Source organism: Gottfriedia luciferensis (genome assembly GCF_001712755.1).
GTDB lineage: Bacteria > Bacillota > Bacilli > Bacillales > Bacillaceae_G > Gottfriedia > Gottfriedia luciferensis_B.
The window spans coordinates 425,205-442,119 of the sequence record NZ_MDKC01000001.1 but is presented as its reverse complement, the minus strand read 5'-3'; the positions used below and the strand labels follow the sequence as shown (position 1 = coordinate 442,119).

General features: G+C 30.6%; 18 protein-coding genes. 4 read left to right on the top strand and 14 right to left on the bottom strand.

Annotated features, from left to right (window positions below; translation table 11 throughout):
• Nucleotides 1–125 precede the first annotated feature (125 nt).
• The 5 genes from BED47_RS02280 to BED47_RS02260 form a co-directional block, all read right to left on the bottom strand.
• Nucleotides 126–869 carry an SGNH/GDSL hydrolase family protein gene (locus tag BED47_RS02280; RefSeq protein WP_175403433.1) on the bottom strand — a complete coding sequence of 248 codons (744 nt, stop codon included), beginning with the start codon at nucleotides 867–869 and terminating at the stop codon, nucleotides 126–128.
• A gap of 810 nt (nucleotides 870–1,679) precedes the next feature.
• A complete protein-coding gene (locus BED47_RS02275) occupies nucleotides 1,680–2,423 on the bottom strand; it encodes a hypothetical protein (RefSeq protein WP_069032194.1) in 744 nt (247 codons plus the stop codon).
• 318 nt (nucleotides 2,424–2,741) lie between these two features.
• Nucleotides 2,742–3,263, bottom strand: a complete 522-nt coding sequence (locus BED47_RS02270; protein ID WP_069032193.1) for a DUF4362 domain-containing protein — start codon at nucleotides 3,261–3,263, stop codon at nucleotides 2,742–2,744.
• Nucleotides 3,264–3,345: 82 nt separating this feature from the next.
• Entirely contained in the window at nucleotides 3,346–3,525 is a 180-nt protein-coding gene (locus BED47_RS02265; protein WP_069032192.1) for a hypothetical protein, read from the bottom strand.
• Nucleotides 3,526–3,913: 388 nt separating this feature from the next.
• On the bottom strand, nucleotides 3,914–4,528 hold the full coding sequence (locus BED47_RS02260; protein ID WP_069032191.1) for a hypothetical protein: 615 nt from the start codon (nucleotides 4,526–4,528) through the stop codon (nucleotides 3,914–3,916).
• Between the two features lie 256 nt (nucleotides 4,529–4,784).
• Between BED47_RS02260 and BED47_RS02255 the strand changes: the two genes are divergently transcribed.
• The 4 genes from BED47_RS02255 (at nucleotide 4,785) to BED47_RS02240 (ending at nucleotide 8,940) form a co-directional block, all read left to right on the top strand.
• Complete coding sequence (locus BED47_RS02255; protein WP_025671048.1) at nucleotides 4,785–4,940, top strand: XapX domain-containing protein; 156 nt, start codon at nucleotides 4,785–4,787, stop codon at nucleotides 4,938–4,940.
• A 100-nt stretch (nucleotides 4,941–5,040) separates the two neighbouring features.
• Nucleotides 5,041–6,219 (top strand): NupC/NupG family nucleoside CNT transporter, encoded by a 1,179-nt coding sequence (locus tag BED47_RS02250; protein ID WP_069032190.1) that lies wholly within the window; start codon nucleotides 5,041–5,043, stop codon nucleotides 6,217–6,219.
• Between the two features lie 503 nt (nucleotides 6,220–6,722).
• Complete coding sequence (locus BED47_RS02245; protein WP_069032189.1) at nucleotides 6,723–8,093, top strand: glycosyltransferase; 1,371 nt, start codon at nucleotides 6,723–6,725, stop codon at nucleotides 8,091–8,093.
• Nucleotides 8,086–8,940: a polysaccharide deacetylase family protein gene (locus BED47_RS02240; protein WP_069032188.1), complete on the top strand. Its 855-nt coding sequence runs from the start codon at nucleotides 8,086–8,088 to the stop codon at nucleotides 8,938–8,940. Before BED47_RS02245 ends, BED47_RS02240 begins: the two co-directional genes overlap by 8 nt.
• 122 nt (nucleotides 8,941–9,062) lie before the next feature.
• Here BED47_RS02240 and BED47_RS02235 read toward each other — a convergent pair whose 3' ends face one another.
• The 9 genes from BED47_RS02235 to BED47_RS02195 form a co-directional block, all read right to left on the bottom strand.
• Entirely contained in the window at nucleotides 9,063–9,926 is an 864-nt protein-coding gene (locus tag BED47_RS02235; RefSeq protein WP_069032187.1) for a COG4705 family protein, read from the bottom strand.
• A 206-nt stretch (nucleotides 9,927–10,132) separates the two neighbouring features.
• Nucleotides 10,133–10,633: a GNAT family N-acetyltransferase gene (locus tag BED47_RS02230; protein WP_069032186.1), complete on the bottom strand. Its 501-nt coding sequence runs from the start codon at nucleotides 10,631–10,633 to the stop codon at nucleotides 10,133–10,135.
• A 379-nt stretch (nucleotides 10,634–11,012) separates the two neighbouring features.
• Nucleotides 11,013–11,384: a VOC family protein gene (locus tag BED47_RS02225; RefSeq protein ID WP_069032185.1), complete on the bottom strand. Its 372-nt coding sequence runs from the start codon at nucleotides 11,382–11,384 to the stop codon at nucleotides 11,013–11,015.
• Nucleotides 11,385–11,583: 199 nt separating this feature from the next.
• Nucleotides 11,584–12,066 (bottom strand): heme-degrading domain-containing protein, encoded by a 483-nt coding sequence (locus BED47_RS02220; RefSeq protein WP_069032184.1) that lies wholly within the window; start codon nucleotides 12,064–12,066, stop codon nucleotides 11,584–11,586.
• Nucleotides 12,067–12,078: 12 nt separating this feature from the next.
• On the bottom strand, nucleotides 12,079–13,119 hold the full coding sequence (locus tag BED47_RS02215) for an oxidoreductase (RefSeq protein WP_069032183.1): 1,041 nt from the start codon (nucleotides 13,117–13,119) through the stop codon (nucleotides 12,079–12,081).
• Entirely contained in the window at nucleotides 13,106–13,894 is a 789-nt protein-coding gene (locus tag BED47_RS02210) for a DeoR/GlpR family DNA-binding transcription regulator (protein WP_069032182.1), read from the bottom strand. The genes BED47_RS02215 and BED47_RS02210 overlap by 14 nt, the downstream gene beginning before the upstream one ends.
• 186 nt (nucleotides 13,895–14,080) lie before the next feature.
• Nucleotides 14,081–14,491 (bottom strand): hypothetical protein, encoded by a 411-nt coding sequence (locus BED47_RS02205; protein ID WP_069032181.1) that lies wholly within the window; start codon nucleotides 14,489–14,491, stop codon nucleotides 14,081–14,083.
• Between the two features lie 181 nt (nucleotides 14,492–14,672).
• Entirely contained in the window at nucleotides 14,673–14,882 is a 210-nt protein-coding gene (locus BED47_RS02200; RefSeq protein WP_069032180.1) for a hypothetical protein, read from the bottom strand.
• Between the two features lie 848 nt (nucleotides 14,883–15,730).
• Entirely contained in the window at nucleotides 15,731–16,849 is a 1,119-nt protein-coding gene (locus BED47_RS02195) for an RtcB family protein (protein WP_069032179.1), read from the bottom strand.
• Nucleotides 16,850–16,915: the final 66 nt, after the last annotated feature.

Here is a 16,915-nt window from a genome sequence, read left to right as displayed (position 1 = left end):
ATGTCTCCATACAAAATTAATTAACATAAATAATAACTACAATAAAAAAAGATTAACCATAATCAATGGTTAATCGATAAATTTAAGTAAGTTAAATTGAAAAATATAAACTTAATACAAAATTTTTATTTTTTTATACCTAGCGCGTTCTTTCCAATATTAGCTAGTACAGTTTGTCCATCTTTAGTTGGATGTATATCTCCCTGTCTAACATACGTTGCTTGTTTTTCATCAAACGCAGAAAAAGCATCAGCTATTTTTACATTTTTGTATTTATCTGCAATGCTAGCAATTTTAGGATTAATGATGAGAGATAATATTTGATTTGAAAGTTTATGCATCGGTTGATTATTTACTTGAAATGGATTATAGAAATTGTACAAAACAATCGTAGCATCACTAAGTTCACGAATTTCCTTAATTATTTCATTTAAATTTCCAGTTAATTTTGGCATCATTGAAGCAATTTTAACTGGAAGTTGTTCTAAATGATTACTTTTTTTCAAAGTATGTAACAAATCATTATTTCCTATATCCAAAGTAATATAGTCTGCATGTCTTATTGATTGTCTGAAGTTGATATCATATTTTATTGCTTGTAAAAGATTAGCTGTCGTCCAACCTGGAACGCCTAAATCACGAACTTCAAAGTTTGCGTTTTCACCAATTAGAAATGGGAACGCATAGTTTGATGGTATATTATTATTAGTGCCTAGATTGAAACCAAATGTTATGGAATCTCCAAGACCAACTAGATCAATCTTTTCATAAGTATTAACTTTATCTTCTTTTGCAAGTGCTGTATTTGAAAACAAAGAACCTGCTAACGCAAAAGTAAGAAATGTTATTACAATTTTTTTTCTTTTCAACAAATACGCCCCCTTAAATAAGTGTATTAAGATACTAAACTTCTTTTTATGATTAGTAAAAAGTAGTAATACAAGACTTAAATTACCAATTTTCAGGATTATACTCTAAATATATAGGTATTGTGTTTTATTAAATTATTTGTCTAAAAGAACAAAAACATGTAACCATTTAGCATAGATTTGATAATAAAAGATGAAATTTGAGAAATAAAAAAACTAACTGTATTTATTAGCTTCTTTCACGCTGTTGGATAATAACTTTGTCAATTAATTACCAAATTTTCGTAAAGGAGAAGGGTGTTGTTGATTTCCACTACAGGATGCTCGCTTTCCATGGGGCGAGACCTGAGCCTCCTCGGCGAGCCTGCGGGGTCTCAGGCTTCCCGCATATCCCATAGGAGTCGAGCACCCCTCCGTTCCAATCAACTCATTCATCAAAAAAAGTATACAAAAAAACTTAATCAAATAGCCTTTACTTTTAGTAACTTAAAAGCTTATTAATCAGTTTGTAGGTAAATTAAGATCGAAATTAATTTAAACTAATCAATTGTATTTGTTTTTCTATAAAATTAACTCATAAATTTTTAACCTATGAAAAAACATTACTAGAAATGGTGGAAAAACAGTTTAACATTTAAAACTATAAATAGATTATCCAAAAATGATAATTTCATCTTTAAATAAATGTTCATTTAAAGTTCGTTTTCCCAACTGACAATTTTATATTACAACACTCTTAAAAAGCTAACTGAACTAGTTAGCTTTTTTCAATTCGCAAGTAAATTTGAAACTTCTATTCTTGATCTAAATTTAAATCTCAACAACTTTTGAAGGGTTATTTAGTTTATATTTAACTTCTTTGTTTAGTTTCTTATCAACTACTTTCCCATCAAATTGATAAGATTTACCTACTTCTAATTCAGCTGCTTTTAAAGTTTTGCTTAATGAACACCAAGCATTTCCAATTACTAAATCCTGATCTCCTTTGACGGCCACGTTTTCCCAAATTACAATCTCTTCTTCACTATCATTAAAATGATTATATTTTGTACTAAATTCTTTAATCGTACCGTTAAAATGTGATTTATCAGTTGGTAATGTAATTAAAACTTCCTCTTTCTTTTCTACTTTTTTCTTTGTAGTAGCTTTAGAAGTACTTTCTTTTGACTTTGTTACTGTTTCTGATTCTGATTTCTTCTCTTCACTGTTCTTCGTATCACTTTCACCAACTGTGTATACTTTCTTAAAACTTGGGGACTGCATTTCTTTTAAATAAGCAGGATGAATACATGTTAAATTGCCATCTTCAAATTCAATAATAATTGTATGATACTCATCTGTAACCCCATAAGTTTCATAGCCAACAAGCTTTACATTTACTTGAAAGTCTTGACCTTTGAATAAAAAATCATGTTTTGGATTTTTATTAAATAAACCCCAAGTTCTTCCTTTTTCTAAATAATCCTCATCAGACAAAAATCTTGTAAATTCTCCTTTTGGAGGTATGTATTTTATTAACTCAGTTTTCTCATTTTGAACTATATTTTCTGTCATTTTATTTACTCCTTTGGTGAATCTTTTTTATTTCCAGATTTACACAGTGGTTGTTTTATTAGTTATATGTCAAAATTATAGTTTAGTTTGGAACTTTTTGTCCATCTTATCGTTAAAAGAAATAATTTTAGGAATATATTACGATACGTGAAATTTTCGCGAATGAATTGCTGTTGATTCAGTTTTATTAATAATCTTAAATTTAAAGTTGTAAAATTCTTTTGTATATAAAATACGGTGAATGAAATTTCATTTACTATTATGAACTAAAGCACAAAAAACGCCGATTTTTTAACCGACGTTTTTTTAAATTTAAAATTAAAATTCCACCTTATCAAAATGATAACAATTTGTTAAATATGAAGTATTTGAATTTACGACCAACTTTTGGCAATAGTCTTCTAATACTTTTGGTCCTGTAACAAATTTACTCATCGCAAATGTACCTTTTCGATATCGGTCTGTTCGATCCCTTGAACTATCAAATCGATAGTAGATTAATTTTCCATTATATTGGTATTCGGTAATCACTGGATCACCCTTTGAAGTAAATTCAACAAATCGAATAAAGTCAGGCTTCTTATTTTTTACATTATTAATAAATTTTTGAATCCGTACATTATGGTTAGTTGTTCTTCCTATTATTAATATATCTCCTTTTTTTAGCGCATCTTCCTTACTATAGGATGCTGGGATTTTGTTAGTTACTTTTTCTCCATAATTCTCGATTTCTTTTTTTAGCATTTCTTTTGTAAATACACTTGCCTCGGCCACCATAAAATGATCGAAGGAAAAACCAAGAACTATTAAAAGCATAAACGATACGATTGATTTATACATTTTGCCCTCCAATAATACAATTAATATTATTGGTTAGTTTTTCCATTCAGTATTAACTTATGCAATTGACAAAAAATCCACCTTAGTAGAAAGGTGGATTTTTACGCTGATGAAAAACAACCTTGTCAATTAAAATACCAAATTTTCGTAAAAGGAGTAGAGTGATGTTGATTTCCACTACAGGATGCTCGCTTTCCCTGGGGCGAGATTCTTTAGCCTCCTCGGCAAGCCTGTGGGGTCTCAGCCTTCCCGCTAATCCCATAGGAGTCGAGCACCCCTTTAGTTCCAATCAACTTATTCAATCAAAAAAAGTCTACAATAAACCATAATCAAATTGCCTTTACTTAGAGTAACCTAACTGTAGTATATTAATCTGCTTGTAGGTCAATTAATATCGAACATTAATCAAACTAATCAATATTTAAATTGTTTTTCTAAAAATTAGCTCATAATTTAACTTCTGAAAAAATCATCATTAGAGTTATTGGAATCATGAAAATGGTCAAACATATTAACATATTCCATTCTTAAAACATTCATCAATAATTTCATCATAAAATAACTGTTCATTTAATGTCCGATTTCTCTTTTGACCATTTTATATTTCAACACTCTGAAAATCCACCTTTACGTAGAAAACTGGATTTTATTTACGAAGAGTGAGAGCTATATGAACTTGAATGTCTACGATGGTGGCGTCTAGAGGATGAAGAATGTCTGTAATGATGCCTTGACGATGAGTGGTCATGACGTCTTTTATGTTTTCGGTTACGTCGATGGGAACTTCCAAATATAGATTTAAAAATGCCTAGCTGGAGAGTTTCTTCTTCAAGAGAAAATCGTCCGACGTCAACAATTCGTACTTCGCCATCATTTGATAACATTAAATTATGATTATGTAAGTCGAATGCATTTAAACCCGCATTTTGAGCATCAAAGATCGCTTGATTAATTTCTGTTTCATATTGTTTACGTAATTTTTTACTGTTTCCATCTAATTGATAAAAAGTTTCCCCAAATATTCGATCACAGACCATAAAATCATTCGTAAATGTATGAACTTTTGGATAGTATATACTACGCTCGAGTAGGTGAAGTTTCATTCCGTCATCTCGACTTTTTCCATCTTCCTTAAATACTTTTATTACATAATTGTCTCTAGCGTAAACATTACCATCTTTTCCACTTGCTAAGTATTCAAAATGATCTGCATGTTCTCCAAATAAAGTAAAATCATGAATTTCTTTCAACAGCGATTGTTTCATTCATAAGCCCCTTTCAACTTGAAAACATTCTAAGTGATCAAGATTTAAAATTTCCTTTACAAATATATTCTTTAATAACATTCTTTTTACCTACCAACCATTGGTTTTGAAAAAAAGTTTACTTTAGTGGAGTAATTTGTATTAGCTTTGAATTTTGGGGATAATACCCTATTAACAGAGAAGATTAGCTATCATCAGTTAATTATGTATCAATCGTAATACAAAAAAAGTGTTGAACAAAAAGGAGTTTGTAAATATGCATGAAATAATTATGAGCTTAATCGCAGGTTTAATTGTTGGAGTTGTATTTACTCTCATTAAATTACCAATTCCGGCACCACCTGTATTTTCAGCAATTTGTGGGATTATAGGGGTGTGGGGTGGCATGAAATTAGTTCAGCTATTTATATAAATAAACCTTACTTTATTTAATGATATTTTTATATTGATTGGAAACAATAAGATTGCAAATTAGAAATTATTCTACGATTTTGTAGTTTGGAGGAAAATAAATGTCATATATTTTCGCAATCATTGGCATTATCTTGATACTTATTATTTGTTGGCTAATGTCTAATGATAAAAAGCACATTAACTATAAAGCTGTTGCCATCATGTTAGTGGTTCAATTGATTTTAGCTTGGTTTATGCTAAAAACCTCAATTGGAAGAACAGTTTTACAAAAGATCGTCTCCTTCTTTAATAAAGTATTATCTTTTGGTAATGAAGGTATTTCGTTTGTATTCGGTGATTTATCGACAAAGGGTTATTTCTGGATTAATGTTTTAATGATGATCATATTCGTATCTTCATTATTATCAATTTTGACTTACACAAGAATACTACCATTAGCAATTAAATATATCGGTGGTGCAGTTGCAAAAGTTACAGGATTACCAAAGATTGAGTCATTCGTTGCTGTAAATAGTATGGTATTCGGTGATACAACAGCAATTCTTTCTGTTAAAACTGAATTACATAAACTAACACCTAACCGATTATTTGTTGTCGTTACATCTTCGTTAGTTGCGGTATCTTGTTCGATCTTAGGTGCATATATGCAAATGATTCCCCCTGAATATGTACTAGTTGCACTACCGATCAACGTGTTCTCTGGTTTAATTCTTTCTTCAATGGCATGTCCTGTTACATCAGAACAAGATGAAGATATTAATGTCAAAGAAATGATTAAAGAAAAGTCATTATTTGAAGCCATCGGTAACGGTGCACTTGATGGTGGTAAAGTTGCCTTAATTGTAGGTGCAATGTTAATAACCTACATTGGTTTACTTGCAATGATTAATTTCGTATTCAATTCGATTATCGGAATGACATTTACTGAAATTTTAGGATATGTTTTTGCACCTGTTGCTTTTATCATGGGTATACCAACAGATGAATTAGTACGTTCCGGATCAATTATGGGTACAAAAGTCGCTGCAAATGAGTTTGTCGCAATGCTTGATTTCCAAAAAATCATTCCTAATTTATCAACAAAAACTGTTGCGATTGTGTCATCATTCTTAGTATCATTTGCTAACTTTTCATCCATTGGTATTATATATGGTGCAATTGCTGCAATTGATAAAAAACAATCGGAGCTTTTTGCAAAATTTGGATTAAAAGTATTATTAGTTGCTACGCTAGGTTCAGTTTTAACAGGAACAATTGTAGGATTATTTGTTAGATAATACTTATATTCATTTAAAATAACGTATAACAAAACAGCTGAATCAAATTTAGGTTTTCGGCTGTTTTGTTTATTATCTTAATTAATTTCTTGTATTGGTTTTAATTCTCTTTAATCCATTGATACATATAACCAATTTTCTAGATGATAGATGTTTTTTGTCATACACTACAAGGAAATACATTTTAAAAACGATGTCACCTTCATAATAATAATCCCCCATTTAGAGATTAGTGCAATTTTAAGCAATACCCCCCTTCTTTTTCTATCAATTCAAGTATCTTAATTTAATTCTAAACTTAATACGGTATGTGAAATTTCCTCTCATATATAAAACATTTTAATATTTGTATTGTTAGTATTCATTTTGAAATAAATTGTTCAAAAAATAACATATTAAATAAACCAAAATCTCGTTAAAATAATCGAAGTAGAAATCTAATTTTGTTATGTCTAATTGATTATTATCTTTCATAACAATACAAGTTTTAAGGAGATTTAATTATGCAATTTGTTACAATACTCACCCTTTTCTTATGTACCTTCTTCCCAATATTACATATGATTAATGCACTTCCAATCTTTTATAATCGTAAGAAACGAAAACAAAACATTGTACGATCTAATAAAAGCATTAGCATACTCATACCATGTTTTAACGAAGAAAGCATTATTGAAACAGCTATAAAAGGTATTAATAGATTAGATTACTCAGCAAAAGAAGTTATTTATATTAACGATGGATCACAAGATGAAACCATGAAAATTTTGCATAAACTTCTTCGTCTTTCACCAGAAGAGCGAAAAATATCAAATCAGTTAAAGAGTAATAAAATCAATAACTTTTATAAATCGACTATTTACCCTAATGTCTACGTAATTGACAAAGTAAATGGTGGAAAACATGACGCTTTAAACGCTGGAATCGAATATTCAAAAAATGAATTAGTCGTAACTTTAGATGCAGATAGTATTCTTGCAAACGACGCATTGCATGTTTTGAATGAAGTTTTCCAAGATCCAGATGTATTAGCAGCAGGAGGAATGGTGCACCCCCTTCAAGGTGTCCAATTTAATGAAAAAAATATCGAGCGTACTTTATCGGTTAATCATGTCATTCGATTTCAAATTTTTGAGTTCATAAAAGGATTCTATATTAATCGAGTTTCACTTGCGAAATTCGATGCACTATCCGTTATTTCCGGGGCATTCGGGGTTTTTAATAGAAAGATTTTATTTAAAGTTGGTGGATATAGAAAGACTTTAGGTGAAGATATCGACATTACATTAAAATTCCAACAATACATTTTAAAAAATCCTGGTAAGAGAATGGTTTTTGTACCCAATGCTGTATGCTATACAGAGTGTCCAGAAACGTGGAAGGATTTATTTAAACAGAGAATTCGTTGGCAAAAGGCATTTATTGATTGTGTCATTTATTATTTTCCGATGCTTATAAAGACCTTTTTATTTCGCACCGTTTCTTTCTTTATGCTAATCGATTCTTTTATATTAGGTACAGTTGCTATCTATTTTACGCTTTTTAATTTTGGTTATATGTTGTTTACAAATATAGGAAATGCTCAAAATCTACTATTATTCTATCTGCTTGGAGTTGTATCTTTAAATTTTATTTATAGTCTATTTGCTATGTATTTGGCTAATTATTATGGCGTTAAATTTAAAGGCAAAGAAAAGATCAGATTGACGGTTACAATTATTTTAGACTTATTTGTCTATCGTTTTGTAACATTGTTTTTTGTGCTATTTGGCACTATTTCCTATTTTATAAACCGTAATGATTGGAACAAAGTTTCACGATCCGGAAGAATTTATGAGTTAGAAAAGGATAAAGGAATGAAGAACGTTGGATAAAAAACTTGTTATCGTATATGCTGTTCTAATTTCATCATTTTTGATAGCATATCCGTTTATGAAAAGTAGTGCATCTTATTTGTCAGAATCTAAACCACAAAATAATTTGGTGCAAACTACTAATTGTAAAAATTTGCAAAGTAAAGTTCAAACACCACAAGAAATTCAAAAAAACAAAAATAAAGCTAACATTATTTTTACAATGGATGATGGATGGGAAACGCAATTTACGAAAGGTTTTAAAATCCTAAAGGATAATGATGTAAAAGGAAGTATTGCTGTCATTCCTTCGAAAATAGGTACTGAAGGATACATGTCATTAAGTCAATTAAATACTTTATATCGTTCTGGTTGGGATTTAATGAATCATACTAATACACATCGACATTTAGCAAGTTTAAAAAAACAAGAACAAAAAAGTGAATTAAACGATGCACGTAAATGGCTTGATCAACACTGTTTTACAAGAGCAAGTAATATCGCAGTTTATCCATATGGGTCTTTTAATCAAGATACCTTGAAAACTTTGCAGGAAGAACATTATCGAAGTGCTCGTACCATTAAGGATGGAATACAAACAAACAATATCAAAAAATATGAAGTCCGTACGATTAATTTACTTCCTAGTACCGACATTTCATGGGTTAAAGATCAAATTGACTTAGCAATTAAGACGAAACAATCAATTGTATTTACGAATCATCGATTTGAAAAAAAAGCTGATAAAGCTCAAATGAATTTTGATCCAGAAAAGTTTAAAACGATTGTTAATTATGTCGTAAGTAAAAAAGATGAACTAAACATTTTGACATATTCTGAATGGCTAGATTTAAAAGAGATTAAATAACATTATAAATATTAATTCAAGCTGCTTTGGCAGCTTTTTTCTTCTAAAATAATAATAAGGAGAGTGAGGGGTTCGTTATCTACTTACCTCTCACTCTCCTATTATCTAAACTTTAAAAGAAATTAACTTACTTGAATATCAGATTCATTCATTTTCGATGTGTTTAATTGTGTTTTATTTGTTACAAACTGGATGATTATACAAACTATAAGAACACCCAATAAAATTGCAGATGCGATTTGTGTTCCGTTCTCTAACCCTAATCCGCCTTTTTCTTGAGGTTTAATTAGGAAATCTCCGAATGTTGCTCCAAACGGTCGTGTCAACACGAACGCTATCCAAAATAAAAATACTCTATTTAAATTTGTAAACTTATATGCTAAAAGAATTAATAAAATTAAGCCACCTGTTAGCATAGCCCCCTCGGCTATAGTTAGTCCTAATCCTTGTTCTAGATAGTTACCACCACCTGCTAACGTACTTACTCCATCAGCTTTATGCGATAAAAAATCACCTGCTGCAGTCCCTAATGTATTAGATACAAGAATAGCAATCCAATATAAAACTTCAACTCGTTTTGTTTCAATTTTTTTCACATTTAAAGTTGGCTCTGTAAAATACCAAAAGATAAAAATGATAGCTAGCAAACTTATTAGTATGAGTGAGCCTTTCATATAACCTAGCCCTAATGAGCGATCCATATAATCAGAAAATGCTGTTCCCGCAAGACTAGTTGATAGAATAACAGTCCAATAGACAGATGGTACATATCTCTTAACAAATAATTGAATGATTAAAAAGACAGCAAATACTCCCACGAAAAACAGAAATGGAGTTAAATAATTATCCTCTGTTCCAGGTACAGTAACTAAATCACTCCCTGTTTCTCCTAGTGTTGTCGCTGCAATCTTCATAATCCAAAACAAAAAGGTCAACTGTGGAATTTTACTAACTGACGACTTTAAAACTTTTTTTGCATTTGACATTAAAATATCATTCCCTTTCATATGTAATTTAAATACAATTTATAATCCCATACAATTATGAAAGGAAAATGAAAATGGTAATTTTTTGAAAAAAATTCACCTATTCTTTAAAATTTTTCAACTTAACTCTAACTTAAAATTATGAATAGATCTTTACTGTTTTTTCTAATAATCATTGAAATTCACTCCAGCAAAACCATTAGTCATTATAATATCTTAGCCATATAATATTCATCAAAGCTTTTACCATCTATTAGTAAGGAATTTATTTTTGTTCCTTCGATTTGATAACCCATCTTTTTATATAAACCAACTGCTGCTTCATTCTGTTTTACAACAGTTAATTCTAATCTGAATATACTATGATTAATAGCCCATTCTTCTATTGCTTGAAATAATTTTGTCCCAATTCCCTTACCTGAAAATTCCTTTAAAATTCCAATGACAAGATAGACGGAATGTTTTTTCCTTTTTGCAGTACTCCCAATTGCAAAAGCATAGCCGACTAACTTGCCAGAAGTTTCTTCCGCAACAAATATAGTTGAATTTGAGGATTTTTCAATTACTTCTAACTGTTTACGTTGTTTATCAGTTGTTAGATTCCTTTCTCCTGCTCCATAAAGCATGAAATCTGCCTGGCTTTCAACTTCAGAAATTATTTTTGCAAAATTTTCCGCATCCTCTAGTTTGATTTCTCTAATTTTCACTTCTGACCCACCTTATGTATTGATTTTTTTCATAATTAAATTGTCGATCAAACAATTAAGAAAGTAAAGATTCTAATAAACTTGATAGACGAATATCTTCGTTTGTTATAGGATTCTCGTAACGGCTTGTTCGCACGAATAGCTTTTTAATATTCGATGTGATGGTATTGAATCCCTTTATTCTATGAACTTAAACTATATCAATTAGTGTTGTTCATGACTCATTTAAAAAAGAAGCCGAAATTTCGACTCCTTTGATGTTGGCTTTTTTAAATAGGGTTTTTCAGGCAAAAAATATGGAAACGTCTGATTTTGACGTTCCCCTTTCTTTTTCAGTAAAACACTCGATAATGAAATAAGCTAATTAATTTATATAATCTTACCAGTGTACTTGAAGTTTATTACCATTTGGGTCATAAAAGTGGAAAAAGGCATGACCGTTATCTTCTTTTATTTCCTCTACCTTAACTTGATGATCAATTAAGTGTTGATGAAATTTAGATAATTCTCGACTTGTAAAGCCAATGCTAAATGCTTGTTCATTATCAATTGTAAAATGTACAAATGTTTCATCTTCAGTAGGAACTAAGATAAGTAAGAAAGGTCCTTCATTTACTTTTAAAATCGCAAGTTCCTCATTATTGTTTACTAACTGCAGCCCTAATACATCTCTATACCACCTAGCAGACAGTTTTAAATCCTTTACAGGAATTCTTATATAATGTACTTGTTCAATAAATGATTTACTCATAGCCTTTTATCCTTTATTTAATCTGATCTATGAAATAATTCCCTTTCTATCTACCTTTTTCCTTCTGAAATTGAATTAACTTACCATTGATTTGGCAAATTATGTCCGATAATACCATTAAAACTAATTTGCCCTCAGTTAATTTTACAACCGTTAAAGTAAATCACTTAATACATTATTTTTTAACTAATCTTTAAAATTAAATCCTTTTATTCAGGAATTTGGCTAATGCCTCAACTATCAAATTATGATCATCCTCTTGAGCTAAGCCTGAAACCGTAATGACACCAATTACGCCAGATCCTTCAATTTTAATAGGAAATGCCCCTCCATGTGCAGCAAACTCAGACGGACTGGCCGAGTAAAATTCATTATATGATCTATTTTTCATCTCATTGTAAAGTCTCATATAATAAGAGCTGCAATGATGACGGAGAACAATATTAGCTTTTCGCTTGATCCATAAATCTTGATCTGGTGATGTATGATCCATTGCATAATGAAAAACGCTTTGACCATTTTTCAAAATATTTATAGCAACTGGTTTATCAAACTCTTTAGCTGCTTCAATCAGTAACAAACCAATTTCTAAAGCATTTTTGTTTGAAAAACTTTTAAAGATTAGATTCTCTTCTTGTTTTTTTACCACTTCAAGTTTTTGTTGAATAGTTATCTCTTCCATACGACCCCCAAATTAAAGATAGATTACTTTCTTTTCTTCGCTACTTTTAAGTGCTGCTTCAATGATTTTAATAACACATAAGCCTTCTATACCTGTAACGGGAGCATCGCAACCATTTAAAATACTTTCAGCAATTTTCCTGTAATATGTTGTATACGAACCTGGTATTGTTTCAATCGTTTCTTCCATTTCTTTTTTGCCGTCAACAGTATAGAGCTTTCCATAGAAATGTGGTTCATCCGTTCCCCATTTTTGTTCAGTAGGCTTTTTACCTTCTTTTAGTGCAGCTTCTTGTCCATCTATACCATACTTTATAAAGCTACCCTTGTTTCCATGAACTTGAAAACGCGGTCCGTTACTTGGAATGATGGAACCAGAGTGCAATATAACACGTAGTTTGTCATAACCTAGGATGATATGGAAATAATCATCTGTCTCTGCATTTTCTCTTTGTGCAAATACATCCGCAAAGATGAATTGAGGTTGTCCAAAAAGGCTTAAAGCTTGATCAATTAAATGTGAACCTAAATCGTATAACATGCCAGAACCAGGACCTTGCTTTTCTCTCCATCGATTTCTTACTTCTGGTCTATATCTGTCAAAGTGAACTTGATATGTATTGATTTCACCTAATACACCTTCATTTATTAACTTTTTAACTGTTAAAAAGTCGTTATCCCATCTTCTGTTATGGTAAACGCTAAGTAGTAAATTCTTTTCTTCAGCTATCTTAATTAGCTCTTCTGCTTCCCATGTTTCCACTACCATCGGTTTTTCTAATATGACATGTTTACCAGATTCTAAGCTTTGTTTTGCCATTTCATAATGCATTCCACTTGGCGTAGTAATGACAACTAAATCAATCAATTTATCTTTTAATACATCATCTAAACTACTTACTACATGAACATCTCCTAAATCTCTTTGGACATCTTCCTTTTTTGAACTAACAACTTTAGTTAATTCAAATTCATCTAGAACGCTAATAAATGGTGCATGGAACGTAGCTCCTGAAAAACCATATCCAACTAAACCAACCTTAATTTTTTTCATCCGAAACCCTCTCACTTTCCTCTTCTTCTAAACTAATTAAATGAATATTGAATTCGATTATTTTTCTTTTAAATTCTTCATCTGGATCTTTGTCTGTAATAATGATGTCGATCCCCTTCATATCACATACCTTGTGCAGAAAAACTTTTTCGAACTTTGTATGATCTGCCAATAGAACTACTTGTTTTGCACAACTGATCATTTTTTTCTTTAAAAACGCTTCCTCTTCATCAGGTGAAGTTATTCCGTCTGTGCTAATTCCACAAGCACCAAGAAATAGCTGATCAACTTTGTAATCATTAAGTGTTTCAATTGTCCTAGGTCCAACTAAATTTCTATTTTTTCGATTAAATTTTCCTGGTAGCATAAAGGTTTGAACTTCTTCATACTCGCCTAATAAATCAACTATATCAATTGAATTTGTAATCACATTGACTTGTTTATTCGACATAAATTTCGACATGAGTGCACAAGTTGAAGATGTATCCATCAATAAGTCACTAGTTTCCCGTATAAGTAATGTTGCTCTTTGCGCAATTTTTTCTTTGCCTTCCGTTGCAGTTCTTTCTTTATAATCGGTTAAATTTCGATTACTAGTTGGAAGTGTTGCTCCACCTTTAATTCGAATAATTTCCCCGCGTTCTTCTAGTTTGACAAGATCTCTCCTTGCTGTATCCTTTGAAACGCTAAGCATCGTACATATTTCTTCTAAAGTAATCTCACTATTTGAAGCCAAATACTTTATTATCAAAGTTAATCTTTGTTCTTGATACATCGTTTAGAGCCCCTTTATCTATTTCCTAAATATAATTCTAAAGCTATTATATATAATTAATCTAAGTATTTCTATAACAAAACTTAAAAAACTTAATTTAATTATGTTATTTAAGTTTTTAAGGAGTTATTTATAACATAAAATAAAAAAGACGGTATTTTAACTTAACCGTCTTTAAAAACTGTTTTATAAAAATTTAATTTGGTGGAATTGATGACTTTTTCCATTCCATTCAATTATAAATTCTTCAATCCCTAAAACTGCAGTCTCGGGTTTTGACACTTGATGATCAATCCATTTCTTAAGTTTAGGTAATACATCATTATGAAATTGGGATTTTGCCTTCTCTGGATAAATAGTTTGCGAGATTGGATAGAAATAAATTCGAATATCCTTGTCTCTATTACAAGTAACCGAAGCTACAACGGTACCGCTAATTTGTGGTGGTCTTGCACAACGATTATCAAATTCAAACTTTCTTGTTAGGCCAAATATAACACTAGCCTCTTCTTTACTAGGAAGATTCAACCTTATTTGTTTTCGATTTGCAGCATATGTTTCAATTTTATTGAGATTTCTAAAAAAAACGATCTTCAATTTTGCACCTCCTAATAATAGCCACAACAAATATAATTTCTACTTCATTTAATTTATGCCCCTACTAATAATCATATTGACCTACTTTGAAATAATCACAATAAAAAAAATCGACAAAAATGTCGATTACGTTCAAAGCTAGTAAACTATTTGAATTATGGTTGAATTAAGTAAGAAAAAATTATTTAATATAGTAAACTAGTCCTCCAATACTTATAAAAAAAATGCCAAAAACGCCTGACCATATGGAGATTTGATCTTTATTTAAGTGCCCTAACTTAAATAAATCATCTTTCACAACTCTTTGTTGTTCTGGAGCTTGAAACGCACCTATGAGTATTCCAGAAATAAGTATAAAAATTGCACCAATAATCAAACAAATTTTCACCAAATTTATTCCACTCTCCTTTATGAATTATATTCAAAGGAGAAGTACCAAAACCCTTTAATTTTTCCACTTATCTAATCGAATCAACTACTAATCTCCAAAGAAAATTTCCAACCAACAACGACAAGCCAATATACAGAACAAAAAAGAGAAGTACTACTAAAAACCTCTTAAACTTATTCAGCATAGTAATCCCCCATTATGTAAAAGATTAAGTGTCAAATAAGTAAATTTATATAATTTTATACTGATAATGGGGAGAAAGAACTTAATTAGCTAATATTTTCTTTTTAAAAAACCTCTCAAAATAGAGAAGTTCAGAGTGTTGAAATATAAAATGGTCAATATAGAAAACGGACATTAAATGAACATTTATTAATGATGAAATGATAACTTTTGGTTGAGCTATCTATTAATGGTTTTAAATATTAATATGTTTGAGCAATTTTATGATTCCAATAACACTAGTAAGTTTTTTTATAAGGTAATAATATTATATGCTAATTTATTGAAGAATAAATTTAGTTTATTAATTAATGTTCGATCTTAATTGACCTACAAATTAATAAACAACTGATAGGATACGCTAAATAAAGGCTATTTGATTAGTTTTTATTGCAGACTTCTTTTTGATGAATAAGTTGATTGGAACGAAAGGGGTGCTCGACTCCTATGGGATAAGCGGGAAGGCTGAGACCCCGCAGGCTCGCCGAGGAGGCTAAAGAATCTCGCCCTATGGAAAGCGAGCATCCTGTAGTGGAAATCAACATCACTCTACTCCTTTATGAAAATTTGGTAAGTTAATTGACAAGGTTGTTTTTTTTCAGCGTGAACCTCTCAAAATAGAGAGGTTATTTGTCAGCCTTAAGATTATATACCGGTTTCATAAAGAAATCGATCTCAATCTGTTCCGTAATATTTTCTAATATTAATTTAGGCTTTTTATATACCATTGGTGATTCATCGACTGTATGTTTATTGACTGATGTAGTATATACACCTTTCATTGCTTTTTGATAAACATCTAAGTCGACTTTATAGACTGCGTCTGTTCGGCTCATAATTCGGCCTGCCCCGTGTGGTGCTGAATAATTGTAGTCACTTGAACTTTTACCTTTCCCTACAACACATCCATACGCCATATTAAATGGGATAATAATTTCTTCACCTTCACGAGCTGAAATTGCACCTTTTCTTAGAATATTGTTTTGAAGGTCAATATAATTATGTACTGATTCAATTTTTTTAATCGAATCAAAATCGAGTTTAAAATATTTTTCAATGATGATTTTAGCAATCGTTTCTCTATTTAACGAAGCAAAATGTTGAGCAATTGATAAATCTCTTAAATATGCATCTTTGTCTTCCTGTTTAGATAAATATTCGAATCCTTTGTAACTTTCTCCGAATAATTGTTTCATATTTTCTTTAGCAACATTTATATGATGTTTTGCAATTTCAAATCCAAAATTTCTTGAACCTGTATGGATGACAAGCCAAAAATGATTATTCTCATCTTTATCTATTTCTATAAAGTGATTTCCAGAACCTAACGTTGCAATACTGTTCATTACATACATATAGTTCAGATTAAGTCTCTCAATCGCTTCAGCAATCTCTTCCGGCTCAATCACAGGTTCCTCATGGATATTTGAACCAATCGGGATCTGTTTTCGGATGAACTTATCAAGTTTTTCACTCTTTATAGATTTCATTCGCCCTAGATGGTATGCACTAACTCCACATCCAATATCTACACCGACGATTGAAGGGATAATAAAATCATTCAACGTCATCGTAAAACCTACCATGACACCTCCACTAGATATATGGCAGTCTGGCATGACAACAATGTTTGAATTTGCAAAGCATTCAGTATCCAAGATTGTTTTTAATCGTGTAATGACATTTGTATCAACATAATCAAGTAGTATTTTTCCATTATTGTGTTTTCCATTGAATTCTAACATGCGTGATCCTCACTTGTGTTTTTCTAAAACTGTTTTTCATAAAGTCCTATCCACTTAACAATAGAA

What these genes read in the sequence shown, in the direction of transcription:
- BED47_RS02275 (WP_069032194.1), bottom strand. Translation starts at nt 2,423, where the DNA reads ATGACAGAAAATATAGTTCAAAATGAGAAAACTGAGTTAATAAAATAC.
- BED47_RS02270 (WP_069032193.1), bottom strand. Translation starts at nt 3,263, where the DNA reads ATGTATAAATCAATCGTATCGTTTATGCTTTTAATAGTTCTTGGTTTT.
- BED47_RS02265 (WP_069032192.1), bottom strand. Translation starts at nt 3,525, where the DNA reads ATGGGATTAGCGGGAAGGCTGAGACCCCACAGGCTTGCCGAGGAGGCT.
- BED47_RS02260 (WP_069032191.1), bottom strand. Translation starts at nt 4,528, where the DNA reads ATGAAACAATCGCTGTTGAAAGAAATTCATGATTTTACTTTATTTGGA.
- BED47_RS02255 (WP_025671048.1), top strand. Translation starts at nt 4,785, where the DNA reads ATGCATGAAATAATTATGAGCTTAATCGCAGGTTTAATTGTTGGAGTT.
- BED47_RS02250 (WP_069032190.1), top strand. Translation starts at nt 5,041, where the DNA reads ATGTCATATATTTTCGCAATCATTGGCATTATCTTGATACTTATTATT.
- BED47_RS02245 (WP_069032189.1), top strand. Translation starts at nt 6,723, where the DNA reads ATGCAATTTGTTACAATACTCACCCTTTTCTTATGTACCTTCTTCCCA.
- BED47_RS02235 (WP_069032187.1), bottom strand. Translation starts at nt 9,926, where the DNA reads ATGTCAAATGCAAAAAAAGTTTTAAAGTCGTCAGTTAGTAAAATTCCA.
- BED47_RS02225 (WP_069032185.1), bottom strand. Translation starts at nt 11,384, where the DNA reads ATGAGTAAATCATTTATTGAACAAGTACATTATATAAGAATTCCTGTA.
- BED47_RS02220 (WP_069032184.1), bottom strand. Translation starts at nt 12,066, where the DNA reads ATGGAAGAGATAACTATTCAACAAAAACTTGAAGTGGTAAAAAAACAA.
- BED47_RS02215 (WP_069032183.1), bottom strand. Translation starts at nt 13,119, where the DNA reads ATGAAAAAAATTAAGGTTGGTTTAGTTGGATATGGTTTTTCAGGAGCT.
- BED47_RS02210 (WP_069032182.1), bottom strand. Translation starts at nt 13,894, where the DNA reads ATGTATCAAGAACAAAGATTAACTTTGATAATAAAGTATTTGGCTTCA.
- BED47_RS02195 (WP_069032179.1), bottom strand. Translation starts at nt 16,849, where the DNA reads ATGTTAGAATTCAATGGAAAACACAATAATGGAAAAATACTACTTGAT.